Raw genomic sequence first — 16,299 nt, forward strand, 5'->3', positions numbered from 1 at the left:
GCTGGAGGGGCGGGGGAAGAGCTTTTCCGCCGGCGCCGATCTCAACTGGATGCGCCGCAGCGCCGCCTACACCACCGAACAGAACCGGGCGGACGCGATGGGTCTGGGCCGGCTGATGCGAACGCTGAACGACCTGCCGCGCCCGGTCATCGGGCTGGTGCAGGGCGCTGCCTTCGGCGGCGGCGCCGGGCTTGCGGCCTGCTGCGACATCGTGATCGCCGCGGAGGATGCGCGGTTCTGCTTCTCCGAGGTCCGGCTCGGTCTGATCCCGGCGGTGATCAGCCCCTATGTCGTCGCCGCGATCGGGCCGCACCAGGCGCGGCGCTATTTTTGCACGGCCGAGGTGATCCCCGCGCCCGAGGCCGCGCGCATCGGCCTCGCGCATGTCGTGGCCCCGCGCGACGGGCTGGCGGCGGCGCGGGATGCGATGATCGCGACCCTCGCCCAGGGCGGGCCCGAGGCGCAGGCGGATGCGAAGGCGCTGGTGGCCGATGTCGCCCATCGCGTGATCGACGACGATCTGGTGGCGATGACCGCGCGCCGCATCGCCGATCGCCGCGCCAGCGCCGAGGCGCGGGAAGGCCTGACCGCCTTCCTCGAAAAACGCGCGCCATCCTGGCGGGAGGGCTGAGCCGTGTTCGGGTCGGTCCTGATCGCCAATCGCGGCGAGATCGCCTGCCGGGTGATCCGCACGGCGCGGCGGATGGGCCTGCGCAGCATCGCGGTGTTCTCGGATGCCGATGCCGGGGCCGCGCATGTCGCCCTGGCCGACCACGCGATCAGGATCGGGCCTCCGGCGGCGGCGGAGAGCTATCTCGCGATCGAGCGGATCATCGATGCGGCGCGCCGCACCGGCGCCGAGGCCATCCATCCGGGCTACGGGTTTCTCAGCGAGAACGCCGATTTCGCGCAAGCCTGCGCCGCGGCGGGCCTCGTCTTCGTCGGCCCGCCGGCGGCAGCGATCCGCGCGATGGGCTCGAAAGCGGCGGCGAAGGCGCTGATGCAGCAGGCCGGCGTGACGCTGGTCCCCGGCTATCACGGCACCGACCAGGACCCCGCGGTGCTGGCGCGGGCGGCGGCGGAAATCGGCTATCCGGTGCTGATCAAGGCCTCGGCCGGCGGTGGCGGCAAGGGGATGCGCGTGGTTCGCGCGGCGGCCGATTTCGCCGCCGAGCTCGACCGTGCGCGCGGCGAGGCGCGCGCCGCCTTCGGCGACGACCGGGTGCTGGTCGAGAAATACCTGACCAGGCCCCGCCATATCGAAATCCAGATCTTCGCCGACAGAAACGGCAACGTCGTCTCCCTGCACGAGCGCGACTGCTCGATCCAGCGCCGGCACCAGAAAATCGTCGAGGAAGCGCCGGCGCCGCTGATCGACGAGGCGATGCGCGCGGCGATGGGGCGCGCCGCCTGCGACGCCGCGCGGGCGATCGGCTATGAAGGCGCCGGCACGGTCGAGTTCATCGCCGAGGATGGCGCGTTCCACTTCATGGAAATGAACACCCGCCTGCAGGTCGAGCACCCGGTGACGGAGATGATCACCGGGATCGACCTCGTCGAATGGCAGTTCCGCATCGCTGCCGGCGAGGCGCTGCCACTCTCGCAGGAGCGGATCGGCCGGCGCGGCCATGCCGTCGAGGTGCGGCTCTACGCCGAGGACCCGGCGCGCGATTTCGCGCCCTCGACCGGCACGCTGGCGCGGCTGCGCCTGCCGGAGGAAAGCCCGAACGTCCGCGTCGACTCCGGCGTGCGCGCGGGCGATGCGGTATCGGTGCATTACGACCCGATGATCGCCAAGCTCGTCACCTGGGACGAGGACCGTGACGGCGCGCTGCGGCACATGGCGCGGGCGCTCGCCTCCTGCGAGATCGACGGGGTGCAGACCAATCTCGACCTGCTGCGCCGCATCGTCACCCATCCCGATTTCCGCGCCGCCGCGCTCGATACCGGCTTCATCGCCCGGCACGAGGCGGCGCTGCTGCCGGCGCGCTCCACCGCCCCGCTCGCCGTGCTGGCGGCGGCGGCGCATCGCTGGCTCGCCGCGCCGCCGCCCATGCCCGACCCGGCCGATCCATGGTCGCCCTGGGCCACCCGCACGGCCTGGCGGCTGAACGGCGCGCGCTTTCAGGACGTGACCTTCGATGAGGACGGCACCACCCACCACCTCCGCCTGCACCCGCTGGATGACGGCCGCTTCCGCCTCGAAACCGGCGGCCGGGCGGTCGCGGTCCGCGTCGATTCGGGCGCGGATGCGGCGCTGCTGGTCGAGCTGGAGGGCGAGGCGACGCGCCTGAGCGCCGCCTGGCAGGGCGGGCGGATCGTCGTCTTCGCCGGCGGGCTCCGCCACGCGCTGACCCCGGTCGACCCGCATGAGGCGATGGGCGAGGGCGCCGGCGCCGACGCGCTGGTGCGCAGCGTCATGCCCGGCAAGCTGATCGAGCTGGCCGTCGCCGCCGGCGACAGGGTCAAGGCGGGCGACCTGCTCGCGGTGGTCGAGGCGATGAAGGTGCAGTTCCGCATCACCGCCCCGCGCGACGGCGTGATCGCCGCCACCCATTGCGCCGTGGGCGACCTCGTCGAGGACGGCGCCGAGCTGATGGCCTTCGCCGACGACAACGACAACGACTGACCCCGAAGGGAGAGCGAACATGCTGTGCATCATGGGAACGATCAGGCTGCCGGCGGAGCGGATGGCTGAGGCGCGCGCGCCGATGGCGGCGATGATCGGCGCGACGCGGGCGGAGGCCGGCTGCATCGAATATGCCTTTGCCGAAGACGTGCTCGAACCCGGCCTGATCCGCGTCAGCGAGCGCTGGGCCGACCAGGCGGCGCTCGATGCCCATGCCGCCTCCGCGCACATGCAGGTCTGGCGCGCGGCGCTGCGCGAGATCGGCGTGCTCGGCCGCGACCTCGCACTCTACGACATCGCCAATCCCCGCCCGCTCTGACCCCGCCGCTTGCCATCCGGCCGGGATTGTGCAATTCCCCTCGCACCCTGCCGGGCGAATGGCATTTCGCCCGGCTATGCCCGTTTCCATGGGGGAAATTGGCGCCCACCGGCGCCGGGGCTGACATCAACCACAGGGGGACAGATGCCGCTTTATGAATGCGTGCTCATTGCGCGCAGCGAAATCACCCAACAGCAGGTCGACACCATCGCCGACGCCGTGGCCGCCCAGGTCGAGAGCGAAAACGGCGCGGTGAAGAAGCGCGAATACTGGGGCCTGCGCAATCTCGCCTACCGGATCAAGAAGAACCGCAAGGGCCATTACGTCCTGTTCGGGCTCGACGCCGAACCGGCGACGATCAGCGAGATGGAGCGCCAGCTCGGCCTCAACGAAGACGTCCTGCGCTTCATGACCATCCGCGTCGAGGAGATCGACGAGGCGCCGTCCGCGCCGCTCGCCCGCCGCGGCGACGACCGCGACCGCGAGCGCGGGTTCCGCGGGCCGAAGCCGGCCGGCCGCTTCGATTCCGGCCGCCGCCGCGGCCCGGACGACCGCGAGGAATATCGCGCCCGCGACGAATTCCGCACCGATCGCGACGACGACCAGACCGAGGAGAACTGAGCCATGTCCGACAGCATCGAGACCGCGCCGGTCAACACCCCGGCCGCCCGTCGCGCCGCGGTCGGCGCGCGCCGCCCGTTCTACCGCCGCCGCAAGGCCTGCCCGTTCTCCGGCCCCAACGCGCCGAAGATCGACTACAAGGACGTCCGGCTGCTCTCGCGCTTCCTCTCCGAGCGCGGCAAGATCGTGCCGAGCCGCATCACCGCCGTCTCGGCCAAGAAGCAGCGCGAACTCGCGCGCGCCATCAAGCGCGCCCGCTTCCTCGCCCTGCTCCCCTACGTGGTCGATTGAGGAGCTAGAATCATGGCACAAGTCGAACTGATCCTGCTCCAGCGCGTCGAGCATCTCGGGCAGATGGGCGATGTGGTGAAGGTGAAGCCGGGCTACGCCCGCAACTTCCTGCTGCCGCAGGCCAAGGCCGTGCGCGCCACCAAGCAGAACCGCGAGCGTTTCGACCGCGAGCGCGCCCATCTCGAGGCCCAGAACCTCAAGCGCCGCGAAGAGGCCGAGCGCATCGCCGAGCGCGTCAGCGGCCTGACCGTGACGCTGATCCGCCAGGCGAGCGACGCCGGCTCGCTCTACGGCTCGGTCACCTCGCGCGACATCGCCGATGCCTGCGGCGAGGCGAGCCTCGGCATCGCCCGCAGCCAGGTGCTGCTGGTCAACCCGATCAAGGCGCTGGGTCTCGCCACCGTCCGCGTGGCCCTGCATCCCGAAGTCGTGATCGATGTCGTCGTCAACGTCGCCCGCTCGCCCGAAGAGGCCGAGAAACAGGCGCGCGGCGAGTCGATCATGCGCGAGGAAAGCGAATACGAACTCGAGACCGGCGAGGAAGACGCCGAGGCCCCGGAACAGACCGCCTGAGCCGAGCCTCGCGCTTCCAGAGCTGACAGACGGCGCCGGTCCCAGGATCGGCGCCGTTTTTTCATGCCCGGCGAAGCACGGTAGTGTTTCTGCCGTTTCCCTCTTTTACGCGACAGTCTCCGTTACCAAATCCTTTCCGGGTTCTTCAGCCGGCGGAGATTTGTCATGCGGAAGTTACTGGACAACCTGTTGAAACGCCTGGTCGCCTGCGGCGATCTCGGCGTGGTCTGGCCCGATGGAACGACATCCCACTATGCCGGCCGCCCCGGCCGCACGGCGACGATCGCGATTCGCGACGCTGCGGCGATCCGCCGGCTGGCGACCGATCCGGCCATGGCGCTCGGCGAGGGATACATGGAGGGCGCGATCGAGCCGGTCGATTGCACGATCTACGACGTCCTGCATGTGCTGCTGTCGAGCGTGCAGGACATCGAGGGGCGGGTTCCGGTCCTGCGCGCGCGCCGGGCGGTGGGCCGCCTGCTGCGGCCGCTGGCGCAGCTCAACAACGCCCGCCGCGCGAAGCGCAACGTCGCCCATCACTATGATTTGAACGGCCGCCTCTACGCCCTGTTCCTCGATCGCGACCGGCAATATTCCTGCGGCTATTTCCCCCGCGGCGACGAGACGATCGACGAGGCGCAGGCGGCGAAGAAGCGGCATATCGCCTCCAAGCTGCTGCTCGACCGCCCCGGTCTCGACGTGCTCGACATCGGCTGCGGCTGGGGCGGCATGGCGCTGACGCTGGCGCGCGACTACGGCGCGAACGTCACCGGCATCACCCTCTCCGAGGAGCAACTCGCCGAAGCCCGAAGCCGCGCCGCGGCCGAGGGGCTGGCCGATCGCGTCAGCTTCGAGCTGATGGATTACCGCGCCATGACCCGCCGCTTCGACCGCATCGTCTCGGTCGGCATGTTCGAGCATGTCGGCCAGCCCAATTACCCCGGTTTCTTCGCCACGATCGAGCGCTGCCTGAAACCGGATGGCGTGGCCCTGCTGCACGCCATCGGCCGGTTCGACGGACCGGATGTCACCAGCCCGTGGCTTGCGAAATACATCTTTCCCGGCGGCTACTCGCCCTCGCTCTCCGAGGTGTTCGCCCCGCTCGAACGCTCCGGCCTGCGCAGCACCGACATCGAGATCCTGCGGCTGCATTACGCGAAGACGCTCGCCCACTGGCGCAAGCGCTTCGCCGCCAACCGCGACGCCATCGCCTCGCTCTACGACGAGCGCTTCTGCCGCATGTTCGAATTCTACCTCGCCGGCTCCCAGCTCGCCTTCGAGGTGCAGGACCACATGGTCTTCCAGATCCAGCTCGCCCGGCGGCAGGATGCGGCCCCGCTCACCCGCGACTACATGATCGACGCCGAGCGCGCCGCTCAGTCCCTGAGCCGCTCGATCTCGGCGCCGCAGGCGGCGAGCTTCCGCTCGACCGCCTCATAACCCCGGTCGAGGTGATAGACGCGGTTGACGATGGTCTCGCCCTTCGCGGCGAGGCCGGCGAGCACCAGCGAGAACGAGGCGCGCAGGTCGGTCGCCATCACCGGCGCGCCGGACAGCGCCGGCACGCCGCGCACGATCGCCGACGAGCCATGCACGTTGATGCGCGCGCCCATGCGGTTGAGTTCGGGCACGTGCATGAAGCGGTTCTCGAAGATCGTCTCGGTGATCATCGAGGCGCCCTCGGCCACCGCCATCAGCGTCATGAACTGCGCCTGCATGTCGGTCACGAAACCGGGGAAGGGCTCGGTCATCGCATCGGTGCCATGCAGCCCGTTGCGCCGGCTGATCGCGACCCCCTCCGCCTGCGCCGTCACGTCCACGCCGGCCTCGCCGAGGGTTGCGGCCAGCGCGCCGAGATCGTGCAGCCGCGCGCCGCGCAGCAGCACGCCGCCGCCGGTGATCGCGGCGGCGCAGGCATAGGTGCCCGCCTCGATCCGGTCCGGCAGGATCGTGTGCCGCGCGCCGTGCAGCGCCTTCACCCCGCGAATGGTCAGCCGGTCCGAGCCGATGCCGCTGATCGCGGCGCCCATCTTGTTCAGGCATTCGGCGAGATCGCCGATCTCCGGCTCGCGCGCGGCATTCACCAGCACGGTCTCGCCCGCGGCCAGGGTCGCGGTGAGCAGCAGCTGCTCGGTCGCGCCGACCGACACGAAGGGAAAGGTGATGGTCGCGCCATGCAGCCCCTTCGGCGCGCGGGCGTTGATATAGCCGCCATCGAGGGTGATCTCGGCGCCCATCGCCTCCAGCCCCTTGAGGTGCAGGTCGACCGGGCGGGTGCCGATCGCGCAGCCGCCGGGCAGCGACACGCGCGCCTCGCCGGTGCGCGCCAGCAGCGGGCCCAGCACCAGGATCGAGGCGCGCATCTTGCGCACGATGTCATAGGGCGCCTCGGTATTGGTGATGGCGCCGCCCACCGAAAGCCGCTTGGCCCCGGTCTCCTCGACGGCGATGCCATGCTGCGCCAGCAGCTGCGCCATGGTCGCGACGTCGGCGAGCGCCGGCACGTTCTCAAGCTCCAGCCGCTCATCGGTCAGCAGACCGGCGACCATGACCTTCAGCGCCGAGTTCTTGGCGCCGGAAATGTCGATGACGCCCTCCAGCGGGCGGCCGCCGCGGATGCGGATTCTATCCATGAAGCCTCACAGTCTGGGAAGTGAAACGCCGCGCTGGCGCATGTATTTGCCGGCCTTGTCGGCATAGCTGATCTCGGGCGGCGCCGCGCCCTGGAGAAACAGGAACTGGCAGATCCCCTCATTGGCGTAGATCTTGGCGGGCAGGGGGGTCGTGTTGGAAATCTCGATCGTCACCTGGCCCTCCCATTCGGGTTCGAGCGGGGTGACATTCACGATGATCCCGCAGCGCGCATAGGTCGATTTCCCGAGGCAGATCACCAGCACGTCGCGCGGGATGCGAAAATACTCGACCGTGTGCGCCAGCGCGAAGGAGTTCGGCGGAATGATGCAGACCTTCCCCTTGCGGTCGACGAAACTGTCGGATGAAAAATCCTTCGGATCGACGACGGCCGAATCCACATTGGTGAAAATCTTGAAATCGTCGGCGACCCTGGCGTCATAGCCATAGGACGACAGGCCATAGGAAATCACCCCGTCGCGCTTCTGGGTCTCGACGAAGGGCTCGATCATCCCGTGCGCGGCCGCCTGCGCGCGAATCCAGTGATCCGGCATCACCGGCATGGCGCGTCTCCCGCCGGTCCGCGTGGCGCTGGCGCGGGCGCGGCGCGGGCGCGCGCCTGCTGCTTGCGCCGTGCGAGATTGGCGCGCAGCGCCTCCGCCTCGCGCGCCCTGCGGGCCGCCGCGGCGGCCTCGGTTTCGGTGCGCCTGTCTTTTGTCCTGCCGTTCATGGCAGGACAAAGCGGAATTGCAGGGATGCCGTCAAGTGGCGCGCTTGCGCCAGGCGGCACCTTTCGATATACCGCCCCGCAACGCGGCGCTGTCATAGCTCAGGGGTAGAGCACCTCATTGGTAATGAGGAGGTCGAGGGTTCAATTCCCTCTGACAGCACCAGTTTCCCCCCCATCCGGCAATACGATCGTGCGGTGCGGCGCGGCGGCGACCCGGTTGCCCCATCCTCCCGCGCCCGGCCCGCTCGGAAAGCCGTCACAGGCCGAGATGCCGGCCGATCATGTTGGCGGCATCCTCCCAGGTGATCCAGGGAATGCGCGCCGGATCGGGGATCTCGCCCCGCCGGGCCCGCGCCAGCCAGTCCTCGATGGCATCCGCGAGATCCGCCGCCGCTCGCCCGGAAAAATAGATCGCCTGATCGCCCGCCACTTCCCTGAACACCGTCAGGTCGCGCGCCAGAATGGGCAGGCCATGCTGCGCCGCCTCGATCAGCGGCAGGCCGAACCCTTCCCCCTCGCTGGCCGCGATCAGGCAGGTGCTGGCGGCATAGATGGCCTCCAGATACTCGTCGCTGATCCCGTCGAGCCAGAACAGGCGCCTGCCGCCTTCCGGATGGGCGCGCAGCGTCTCCACGATTCGCGGAATCGTTCGCCGCTGCGAATCCGGCAGCACCTTCCAGCCCTCCTGGCCGACGATCACGAGCGTCGCCTCGACACCGCGCGCCCAGAGCAGGTCGAACGCCGCGATGGTCTGCAGATGCCCCTTGCGGGGCTCGATCGTGCCGACCATCAGAAACGCAGGATGCTCGGCCAGTTTCGCCAGAACCTGCGGCGCATCGTCGGGGAGTCCGCGGCTCGGCGCCGATCGCATCAAATCGGCGCCGAGATGGACCCATTCCCGACGATGCGATGACGGCGCGTCGCCCTCGGCAAGCCATGAACGCGCTTCGTTCAGCACGGATCGCGAGATACAGACGATTCCATCGAACCGGCCGATCGTCCGCAGCCACCGCGCATGGCCCTGATCGACTCCCTCTGGAAACACCAGCGGCATCTGGATCGGCAGCAGGTCATTGACCAGAAACCAGACCTTCACCCCCCGGTTCTGCCACGCCCGCAAATGCTCCTGTTGCAGCACGACGATGTCCGGGGCGAAGTCGAGGCCGAAAAACACGTCGCCGGACCACGCCTCGACCACGCCATCCTCGATCCCGGGCGTCTCGATGCCGAGAAAGCGGCAGGTGAACTGCCGGGCATAGCGATAGCCGGCGGCGCTCGCGGTGGCATAGACCGGCTCCACCCGCCATCCCGCCGGCGGATGGAGCAGCCATTGCCGCAGCACCGCCCGCGCCACCCGCTCGATCCCGGTGCGCAGATCCGTCCGCGCCAGGGTGGAGACATCGACGAGCAGCTGCCGGCTGCGCGGATGGGCGGGGAAATCCCGGGCCAGCGCGGTGGCGACAAGCTGCTGCTCCCCGGGCGGAATCGCCATCGCGCGCAGGTCGCGGATCAGGCCGCCGAGCCCCCGTTCCGCGCGCGCGTAAGCCGCCTCGATCGCCTGTTCGTATTGTGCCGCGCAGATCTCGGGCGCGTGCCGCGTCCGGATGATCGTGCGCGCCCGCTCGCCGAGCCCCCGGCGCGCGCCGGCATCGCCGGCAAGCGCGATCAGCGCGTCGGCGAGTTCATCCGTCCGGAATTCATCCGCCAGCATCCACACCCCGGACGGATCGAGTTCCGCCATCGTGCCATGGGCGTTCACGATGGTCGGAATGCCGTGGTTCATGCAGTCGATCACGGCGGCCGAGGTCTCGCCGCGCGATCCCGTCCTCAGCTGCACCGCGATGTCGGCGGCCGCGAGATAGGTTTCATAAAGTCCGCGCTGCTTCCAGCCGGTGATGCGGATACGCTCCCGGCAGGGAGACGCCTGGATGCGCCCGGCCAGGGTGCGACCATAGATACCGCCCTCGTTCTGGCCGACAAAGGCGAGATGCGCGTGGCTGTCGGCGCCGAGCCGGCTGCCCAGCCAGGCGTCGAGCAGCCGGTCGTTGAGCTTCACCGCATCGAGAAATCCGAACGAGCAGACCAGCAGGTCGTCGGGCCCGAGGCCGAGCGCGTCCCGCGCCGCGCCCCGCTCCCGCTCCCGGGCCGGCGCCCGCAGCAGCGGAATCACGGCGAAATCCCGCGCCCCGGCCGCCCCGAACCAGCCCGTCGCGAGCTGCCGCGCATGCTCGCCATGCACGATCACGCCCAGCGCTCCCTGCAGCAGCTGAAGGTTTGCCGGATAGTTCCGCAGCGCGGCGCGAACATCCGCGGCCTCGCTCACCTCCAGCGCCGCCGCATAGCCATGCTCGCCGACAAGCTCCCGCGCCACGTCCTGGCGGTTGAACCGCAGCCGGTGGCCGAACAGGCCGCACATGAAGAAATCATGCAGCACCACCATCCCCGGATGCGCCGCGATCGCGTCGATCATGTAGTCATGGAACGGCGAATTGCCGAACTGATACAAAATCCGGTCATACTCGTGCGCGTGCGCCCTGAACCAATCCGCGGTGCGGACGCCGATCGACGCGGGCAGTCCGCCCCTGTCGACGCTCGACTGCTCGACGATCACGTCGATGTCGTAATGCCCGGCCAGCGCCGGCAGCAGCTCCATGCTGTAATCGCTGATCCCGCTCGGTTGCGGCGGCATCGGCGAGAAAACGGCGAGGCGCCTGCCGGCGTCCGCGATGCGCGCGCGCGCCGGGGGCGGGGCGGCGAGGCCGGTTGCGGCGAACGCCGCCAGGGCCCGCTCCGCCACCCGGTCCCAGGTGAACTGGCGCGCATGTTCGATCGCGTGCGCCGCGAGATCGGCCCGCCACTCGTCGTCGGTGGCGAGGCGATGCAGCAGCAGCCGCATCTCCGCGACGTCGAACGGGTCGAACAGCGCGTCGTCCCGGCCGATGACCTCCGGCAGGCTGGCGCGCCGGCTGCCGATCGTGGCGCAACCGCACAGCATCGCCTCGACCGCGGGCAGCCCGAACCCCTCATGCCAGGACGGCATGACGAACCCCTTGGCCAGGTTGTAGAGCGTGTTCAGGTCCTCATCCGCGAGGCCGCCGGTCATCACCAGCTCGCCTTCGGCCAGCCCGCTTCCCGCGGCATGGCGCGCGAAGGCCTCGCGGTCGCGCGCCTGGAAATGGCCGATGAAGGCGAGCTGATGCGCCTGCCGCAGCGAGGCGGGCAGACCGGCAAAAGCCTCGATCAGCCGGCGATGGTTCTTGTGGGCGTCCGGCGCGCTCACATACATGAAGAACGGGCGCCGCAGCCCGAGCCGTTCGAGCAGGGTGTGGCGGGTCTCGGCGGCGATATCGAGGCGCCGGAACCGCCCATCGGCGCCGGTGCCGACCGTGACGATCCGCGCCGGGTCCCAGCCGAGATGATCGGTCGCCTCGCTCGCGGCCGAGCCGGAAATGCCCAGCAGCAGGTCGGCGCGTCCGAGGTCTTCCAGCTTGCGGAAATAATGCGCCGCATAGGCCGGATTGTCCTTCATGATCTGGTCCTGGTTCAGCAGCGGGATCAGATCATACAGCGTGGCGCTGACGCGGCAGGCGGCGCCGTGCCGGCCGATGCTGGTCACCGCGTCATCGACGAAGCCCTCGAACAGGCTGGAGATATGCACGATGTCGGGGTTGAGCGTGGCGATGAACGCCTCGCGGACCCGCTCGGCCACCTCCCGCCGCCCGGCATTCGCGGGGTCGATCGCGGCAACCGGCCCCGGCGCATCCCAGACCACGACATGCTCCGCCGGCAGCAGCCCGTCGAACGCCGCCCGGATCGGCGGGATGCTCTCGGGAAACAGCGCATTCAGCGCGATGATGATCTCGTGGCCGGCGTTGCCGCGCGCGAGCGCCCGGGCGAAATTCAGCGAATACCGGCCGATTCCGCGTTGGCCGCTGGCGCTTTGCGCACCTTGCAGGTCGATGACGATGCGCATGCTTGCCGGTTCCCGTCAGCCGAGGAGAAGTTCAGGAATTCATCCAGAGATGGATTTGCCGTGCCCGTGGCGACAGGTCGGCCGGCCCGGGCGGCCGCCACATCATCGTCCCCGCCGCCCCGCCCGATCGGGTGAAGTGATGCAGCAGGGCCCTCGCGGCGGGAACCCGATCGAGCAGCCGCATCGCCAGGGCATGCAGGCGGGGATGCTCCAGCAGCCAGTGCGACAAGGCGAGAATCACGCGCAGCACCGCCCGGTGCGGCCGGCTGCCCGGCGCCAGCCGCGCCCAGGCTCGCGCCCCGTCCCGCGCCGCGTCCCGCAGCCAGCGCCCCCGCGTCGTCATCGCCCGCAGCGGCCGGGTGACGCGCCAGGACCGGCTGGCATGCATCGCTTGCAACGCGCACCTCGCCTCGTCGAGCCACGCCCGGCTCTGTTCGAGTTGCCGTCCGGCCTCCGCCTGCCGCGCCTCCGCCTCTTCCGCCAGCCTCGTCGTCTCCCGCAGGCGGGCCTCCAGGCTGGCGATCCGCCCGAGCAGGCCGGCCCGTTCCGTCTCGGCCTCCTGCCGGACGTGATGGCACAGGCGCGATGAGGCCCGTCCGCTCAACTTGAAGTAGTCGAATACGTTCGGCGGAACCTCGAAATGCCGCTTGAGGTCGAGGTGCTGGCGGCTCAGGTAGAAATTGTTGAGCCCGTCGCGATACACCCTCTCATAGCCGAGGCCGAGCAAGGCGCTCTCCCAGGGCGTTCCGGTCGACTCCGGCGAGCCCGGACGGGTGCTCTCGACCACCACGATCCACGGCCTGACAGTCGAAGGCGCCCAGCTCGCGATGGCATCCTCTTCCATGCCCTCGACATCGATCTTCAGCCAATGGACATCCTGGCCCTCGAACCTGTCCAGCAGGCGGGCGAGCTTCATCGCCGGCACCTCGATCCGCCGGGACGCGAAGCCCTCCCGCCGGTGCTCCTCGGCGATCGCGGCGACGCCGGTGCTCAGTCCAGTGTCCATGATCTCGAAAAACGAAATCGTCCCGCCCGCCGTGCTGATCGCCGCCTCGATGACCGTCTCGTCCGGCCGGGCCGCGCGCAACAGGCGGGCATAATCCGGGTTCGGCTCGACATGCACGCCGCGCCACCCCTGTTCGTAGAAGGCGAGACTGACCGAATCGACCATCGGGTCCTGGGCGCCGATATCGATATACCGGCCTGGGCCGACATGTTTCAGGGCGCGCCACAGCATGACGTCTTCGAAATTCTGCGCGTAGGATACAAAATCCACGAAGGCGTCGGTCTGTGCGTCCATATGTTCCAAAATCGGGTCTTGGCCCGGCGGAGGGTCGAGCGCGGGGGCGCCAACCATGCCGGCCGATTTCCAAATGATCGTTCCGTATCTGCAAGGGTGCCGGAATGGCGCCCGTGCCTTGCTGGATTAGACGGAATTAAGCATTCGTCGCAATAATTATAACGAGCTAAATAAAATATAATTAATTATAGAAATACGGGAAAACGCCGCCGCGCGCGGCGCTGCCGGCGATCGTCCCGGGCGCAAACGGCAAACGCCTTCCGGCGGTCCTGCCGGAAGGCGTTGCTGGACATCTGGACCAACCCGCCCCGCCGGGCCGCGTCGGGCCGGCGGGGCGGGGGAAGGCTCAGGCGGCGTTCGGCAGCTTGTAGTCCGCGAACATGTTGTCCACTTCGGTGTGGAACAGGTGGTTGGCGTAGTTGCTGAGGGTCTTCACCGCCATGGCGAGCACGATCTCCAGCGCGTGCCGGTCGGCATAGCCGGCGGCGCGGAAGCTTTCGAGGTCCTGCTGCGTCGGGCGGCCGCGAGTGTCGAAGATCACCTGGGTGAAGCGCGCCAGCTCCGCGAGCTTCGCATCGGCGATGGTCCGGCCCTCGCGCAGCGCCGCCAGCACATCGGCCGGCACTTTCGACATCTTGTCGGCGATCATGCTGTGCGCCGCGGTGCAGTAGCCGCAGCCATTGGCCCGGCTGATCACCAGGAAGACCACTTCCTGCTCCACCGGGGTCATGCCGGAATCGGCGCGGAACCGCGCGTAGCCGTCGAGATAGGTTTCAAGAAACCCCGGCGAGTTGGCCATGTTGGCATACATGTTGGGAATGAAGCCAACCTGCGCCTTGGCCTTTTCGAGCACGGCGCGCGGCGCGGGCAACGCGGTTTCGAGCGTGAGAGCGGGGAGGTTCAGTCGGGCGTCAGCGGTCATTGCAACCTCTTGATGTGTGACGGCGTGGCGCGCGAGCGCCCCGCTCCGGGTTCAACTGGTGCCCGCCGATATAATGGAACGATCGTTTGAAAACAATCCCCCGGCCCGAACCCTCCCAGTCACGCCCCCGCCCTCAGCGCGTCGGCCGCCAGCGCTCCCATCTTCAGCGCGTCCGCACCTCGATCGTCAGATGCGACAGGGAGGTGAAGCGGGCGAGTTTCTGCCGATAGGCCTCCGCACTCAGCCCCTCGGCCGAGCGCACGCTCAGGATCGCGCCGAGATGGCCCGGGCCAAGCCGCCACAGATGCAGGTCGCGCAGCTCGTCGCCATCCGCCTCGATGGTCTCCCGCAGGCGCTGCGCGAGCTTGCGGTCCGGCGTCATGTCCAGCAGGATCGCGCCGGTATCGCGGATCAGCCCGAACGCCCAGCTGGCGATGACCAGGGCGCCGACGATGCCGACCACCGGGTCCATCCACAGCCAGCCGAAAGCCCGCGCCAGCAGCAGGCCGACGATCACGAGAACCGACACCGCCGCGTCGGTCGCCACATGCACCACCGCCGCCCGCATGTTGTTGTCCCGCCCGGTCGCCGCGTGCCCATGGTCATGGTCATGGTCATGGTCATGGTCGTGGTCGTGCCCGTGGTCATGGTCATGGTCGTGGTCATGGTCGTGGTCGTGGTCATGCCCATGCCCATGATGATGGCCATGGTCGTGATGATGGTCATGCCCGAATCCGAGGATCAGCGCGCTGACGACATTGACGACAAGTCCAAGCCCCGCGATCGGCAGCGCCTCGGCGAAATCGATCGTCACCGGGGCGAAGACCCGGCGTACCGCCTCGAACCCGATCAGCAGCGCGATCATGGCCAGAATGATGGCGCTGCTGAAACCGGCGAGGTCGCCGAACTTGCCGGTGCCGAAGCTGAATCTCGGATCATGCGCGTGCTTGCGGGCATAGCGGTAGGCGAGGGCGGCCAGCAGCAGCGCGCCGGCATGCGTGCTCATGTGCAGCCCGTCGGCCACCAGCGCGATCGACCCATAGAGCGAGCCGCCGATCACCTCGATCAGCATCATCGCGGTGCAGATCCAGATCACCCACCAGGTGCGGCGCTCATTGCGGGCGTGATCGGCGCGCAGAAACACATGACCATGATCGGCGGGGCTGGGAACGGCGTCGCTGTCCGGCATTGTCTCTCTCATTTCAGATAGGCGCGGATCACCGCCAGCAACTGCTCGGTGGCGTTCTGGTCCAGCGCGTCGGGGTGGGTTTGGGGGTCCACGAGATGGTTGCGCACGTGGTCCTCGACGATCTCGGCCATCAGCCCGGCAACGGCGCCGCGCACTCCTGCGATCTGCTGCATGACGGTCTCGCATCCCGCCTCGGCCTCGAGCGCGCGTTCGATCGCCTCGACCTGCCCGCGGATGCGGCCAACCCGCGCCAGCAGCTTGCGTTTGTCGCGGATGGCATGTGTCATGCGCGGAAGCGTAGCATACTCCCCCACACTATCCAACCCGCCACGTTGCGTCCAGGGCCCCGGCGCCGGACCGCCGCGCCGCTCCCGGCGCCGGACCGCCGGCGCAGGGCCGCGCCGAGATCAGGCGCGCACGATCAGAACAGCAGCCCGGCTTCGAGAACGAAGGTCGCCTGGTTCGGCTGCTTGCCGCTGGCGCCGTACCCGATCACCCCGTCTCCGCCATTGGTGAAGTGCAGCACGCCGAGATCGCCGCGAACGAAAACATGGCCCTTCTGCCAGGTCGGCGTGATCGACATCCCGATGCCCTTGGCATTGGGCTGCAGAAACCAGTTGCCGAACCCGTTCGAGCCGAACCCGCTGGCGGCGAAATACTCCACCCAGCCGCCCAGCGAGTAGGGGCCATGGCCGAACGTGTAATTGCCGAACAGCGCCGCGCCGAAATCCGTTGTCGTCTTGCGGATGCCCGCCTTGATGTCCTTCTTGGCGTAGACGAACTGCACTTCCGGAACCAGGTTCAGGTTCCCGCGCGTGTAGCTGTAATAGGCGCCGAGCATGGACGAATTGATCTGCACGTTGCCGGGCCCGACCAGGCTCTGGCCATAGGGTTTCGCGGCGCTGCCATAGGTGTGGGCGAGGGAACCCGTCCGGCTCAGATTGGTCGCGCCATACACCGAGAGGCTGTTGGTGCTGTTGAAATTGTAATTCACCAGCCCCTGGAGAAAATTGAACACCCCCGTGTCGAACCCGTCGCCGAAGGCGACACTCGCGCTCACCGGCCCCTTCGAGACATTCAGCATGACGCCGAGGCTCTGGTAGTTCTGCACATTGTAGAGG

General features: G+C 68.7%; 15 protein-coding genes, 1 tRNA gene and 1 pseudogene. 8 read left to right on the forward strand and 9 right to left on the reverse strand.

Annotated elements, in window-relative coordinates; translation table 11 throughout:
• From ACIDOCELLA78_RS95835 to ACIDOCELLA78_RS95865, 7 genes are all read left to right on the forward strand, one after another.
• Nucleotides 1-631: enoyl-CoA hydratase-related protein (locus ACIDOCELLA78_RS95835; protein ID WP_201729778.1), on the forward strand; the 631-nt coding region annotated here is incomplete at its 5' end.
• Nucleotides 632-634: 3 nt separating this feature from the next.
• Complete coding sequence (locus tag ACIDOCELLA78_RS95840; protein ID WP_201729779.1) at nt 635-2,629, forward strand: acetyl-CoA carboxylase biotin carboxylase subunit; 1,995 nt, start codon at nt 635-637, stop codon at nt 2,627-2,629.
• A gap of 19 nt (nt 2,630-2,648) precedes the next feature.
• Nucleotides 2,649-2,948 carry a putative quinol monooxygenase gene (locus tag ACIDOCELLA78_RS95845; protein ID WP_201729780.1) on the forward strand — a complete coding sequence of 100 codons (300 nt, stop codon included), beginning with the start codon at nt 2,649-2,651 and terminating at the stop codon, nt 2,946-2,948.
• Between the two features lie 144 nt (nt 2,949-3,092).
• Nucleotides 3,093-3,569: a 30S ribosomal protein S6 gene (gene rpsF / locus ACIDOCELLA78_RS95850; RefSeq protein ID WP_201729781.1), complete on the forward strand. Its 477-nt coding sequence runs from the start codon at nt 3,093-3,095 to the stop codon at nt 3,567-3,569.
• A 3-nt stretch (nt 3,570-3,572) separates the two neighbouring features.
• On the forward strand, nt 3,573-3,860 hold the full coding sequence (rpsR, locus tag ACIDOCELLA78_RS95855) for a 30S ribosomal protein S18 (RefSeq protein ID WP_174504378.1): 288 nt from the start codon (nt 3,573-3,575) through the stop codon (nt 3,858-3,860).
• Nucleotides 3,861-3,872: 12 nt separating this feature from the next.
• Nucleotides 3,873-4,433, forward strand: coding sequence for a 50S ribosomal protein L9 (rplI, locus tag ACIDOCELLA78_RS95860; RefSeq protein WP_201729782.1), 561 nt, complete (start codon nt 3,873-3,875; stop codon nt 4,431-4,433).
• 165 nt (nt 4,434-4,598) lie between these two features.
• Nucleotides 4,599-5,873, forward strand: a complete 1,275-nt coding sequence (locus tag ACIDOCELLA78_RS95865; protein WP_201729783.1) for a cyclopropane-fatty-acyl-phospholipid synthase family protein — start codon at nt 4,599-4,601, stop codon at nt 5,871-5,873.
• Here the strand turns inward: ACIDOCELLA78_RS95865 and murA are convergent.
• Genes murA through ACIDOCELLA78_RS95880 form a run of 3 tightly spaced genes read right to left on the reverse strand, consistent with a single transcriptional unit; the run spans nt 5,810 to nt 7,794 of the window.
• Nucleotides 5,810-7,066, reverse strand: coding sequence for a UDP-N-acetylglucosamine 1-carboxyvinyltransferase (gene murA, locus ACIDOCELLA78_RS95870; protein WP_201729784.1), 1,257 nt, complete (start codon nt 7,064-7,066; stop codon nt 5,810-5,812). The genes ACIDOCELLA78_RS95865 and murA overlap by 64 nt on opposite strands.
• A 6-nt stretch (nt 7,067-7,072) precedes the next feature.
• Nucleotides 7,073-7,627, reverse strand: a complete 555-nt coding sequence (gene dcd / locus ACIDOCELLA78_RS95875; RefSeq protein ID WP_201729785.1) for a dCTP deaminase — start codon at nt 7,625-7,627, stop codon at nt 7,073-7,075.
• Entirely contained in the window at nt 7,618-7,794 is a 177-nt protein-coding gene (locus ACIDOCELLA78_RS95880) for a hypothetical protein (RefSeq protein WP_201729786.1), read from the reverse strand. Before ACIDOCELLA78_RS95880 ends, dcd begins: the two co-directional genes overlap by 10 nt.
• 88 nt (nt 7,795-7,882) lie before the next feature.
• Here ACIDOCELLA78_RS95880 and ACIDOCELLA78_RS95885 point away from each other — a divergent pair.
• Nucleotides 7,883-7,957 (forward strand) — tRNA-Thr (locus ACIDOCELLA78_RS95885).
• Between the two features lie 93 nt (nt 7,958-8,050).
• Here the strand turns inward: ACIDOCELLA78_RS95885 and ACIDOCELLA78_RS95890 are convergent.
• The 6 genes and pseudogenes from ACIDOCELLA78_RS95890 to ACIDOCELLA78_RS95915 form a co-directional block, all read right to left on the reverse strand.
• Nucleotides 8,051-11,767: a glycosyltransferase gene (locus ACIDOCELLA78_RS95890; protein WP_201729787.1), complete on the reverse strand. Its 3,717-nt coding sequence runs from the start codon at nt 11,765-11,767 to the stop codon at nt 8,051-8,053.
• A 31-nt stretch (nt 11,768-11,798) separates the two neighbouring features.
• On the reverse strand, nt 11,799-13,067 hold the full coding sequence (locus ACIDOCELLA78_RS95895; protein ID WP_201729788.1) for an FkbM family methyltransferase: 1,269 nt from the start codon (nt 13,065-13,067) through the stop codon (nt 11,799-11,801).
• A 346-nt stretch (nt 13,068-13,413) separates the two neighbouring features.
• A complete protein-coding gene (locus ACIDOCELLA78_RS95900; protein ID WP_201729789.1) occupies nt 13,414-13,989 on the reverse strand; it encodes a carboxymuconolactone decarboxylase family protein in 576 nt (191 codons plus the stop codon).
• Nucleotides 13,990-14,152: 163 nt separating this feature from the next.
• Nucleotides 14,153-15,178 (reverse strand): CDF family Co(II)/Ni(II) efflux transporter DmeF, encoded by a 1,026-nt coding sequence (gene dmeF, locus ACIDOCELLA78_RS95905; protein WP_201729790.1) that lies wholly within the window; start codon nt 15,176-15,178, stop codon nt 14,153-14,155.
• Nucleotides 15,179-15,186: 8 nt separating this feature from the next.
• Nucleotides 15,187-15,465, reverse strand: a complete 279-nt coding sequence (locus ACIDOCELLA78_RS95910; RefSeq protein ID WP_201729791.1) for a metal/formaldehyde-sensitive transcriptional repressor — start codon at nt 15,463-15,465, stop codon at nt 15,187-15,189.
• A gap of 134 nt (nt 15,466-15,599) precedes the next feature.
• A pseudogene (locus ACIDOCELLA78_RS95915) lies at nt 15,600-16,299 on the reverse strand (hypothetical protein); the annotation flags it as partial.

The organism is Acidocella sp. C78, from assembly GCF_907164655.1.

Excerpts from the sequence above, each read along its gene's own strand:
- ACIDOCELLA78_RS95845 (WP_201729780.1), top strand. The coding sequence starts at position 2,649 with ATGCTGTGCATCATGGGAACGATCAGGCTGCCGGCGGAGCGGATGGCT.
- rpsF (WP_201729781.1), top strand. The coding sequence starts at position 3,093 with ATGCCGCTTTATGAATGCGTGCTCATTGCGCGCAGCGAAATCACCCAA.
- rpsR (WP_174504378.1), top strand. The coding sequence starts at position 3,573 with ATGTCCGACAGCATCGAGACCGCGCCGGTCAACACCCCGGCCGCCCGT.
- rplI (WP_201729782.1), top strand. The coding sequence starts at position 3,873 with ATGGCACAAGTCGAACTGATCCTGCTCCAGCGCGTCGAGCATCTCGGG.
- ACIDOCELLA78_RS95865 (WP_201729783.1), top strand. The coding sequence starts at position 4,599 with ATGCGGAAGTTACTGGACAACCTGTTGAAACGCCTGGTCGCCTGCGGC.
- murA (WP_201729784.1), bottom strand. The coding sequence starts at position 7,066 with ATGGATAGAATCCGCATCCGCGGCGGCCGCCCGCTGGAGGGCGTCATC.
- dcd (WP_201729785.1), bottom strand. The coding sequence starts at position 7,627 with ATGCCGGTGATGCCGGATCACTGGATTCGCGCGCAGGCGGCCGCGCAC.
- ACIDOCELLA78_RS95880 (WP_201729786.1), bottom strand. The coding sequence starts at position 7,794 with ATGAACGGCAGGACAAAAGACAGGCGCACCGAAACCGAGGCCGCCGCG.
- ACIDOCELLA78_RS95890 (WP_201729787.1), bottom strand. The coding sequence starts at position 11,767 with ATGCGCATCGTCATCGACCTGCAAGGTGCGCAAAGCGCCAGCGGCCAA.
- ACIDOCELLA78_RS95895 (WP_201729788.1), bottom strand. The coding sequence starts at position 13,067 with ATGGACGCACAGACCGACGCCTTCGTGGATTTTGTATCCTACGCGCAG.
- ACIDOCELLA78_RS95900 (WP_201729789.1), bottom strand. The coding sequence starts at position 13,989 with ATGACCGCTGACGCCCGACTGAACCTCCCCGCTCTCACGCTCGAAACC.
- dmeF (WP_201729790.1), bottom strand. The coding sequence starts at position 15,178 with ATGCCGGACAGCGACGCCGTTCCCAGCCCCGCCGATCATGGTCATGTG.
- ACIDOCELLA78_RS95910 (WP_201729791.1), bottom strand. The coding sequence starts at position 15,465 with ATGACACATGCCATCCGCGACAAACGCAAGCTGCTGGCGCGGGTTGGC.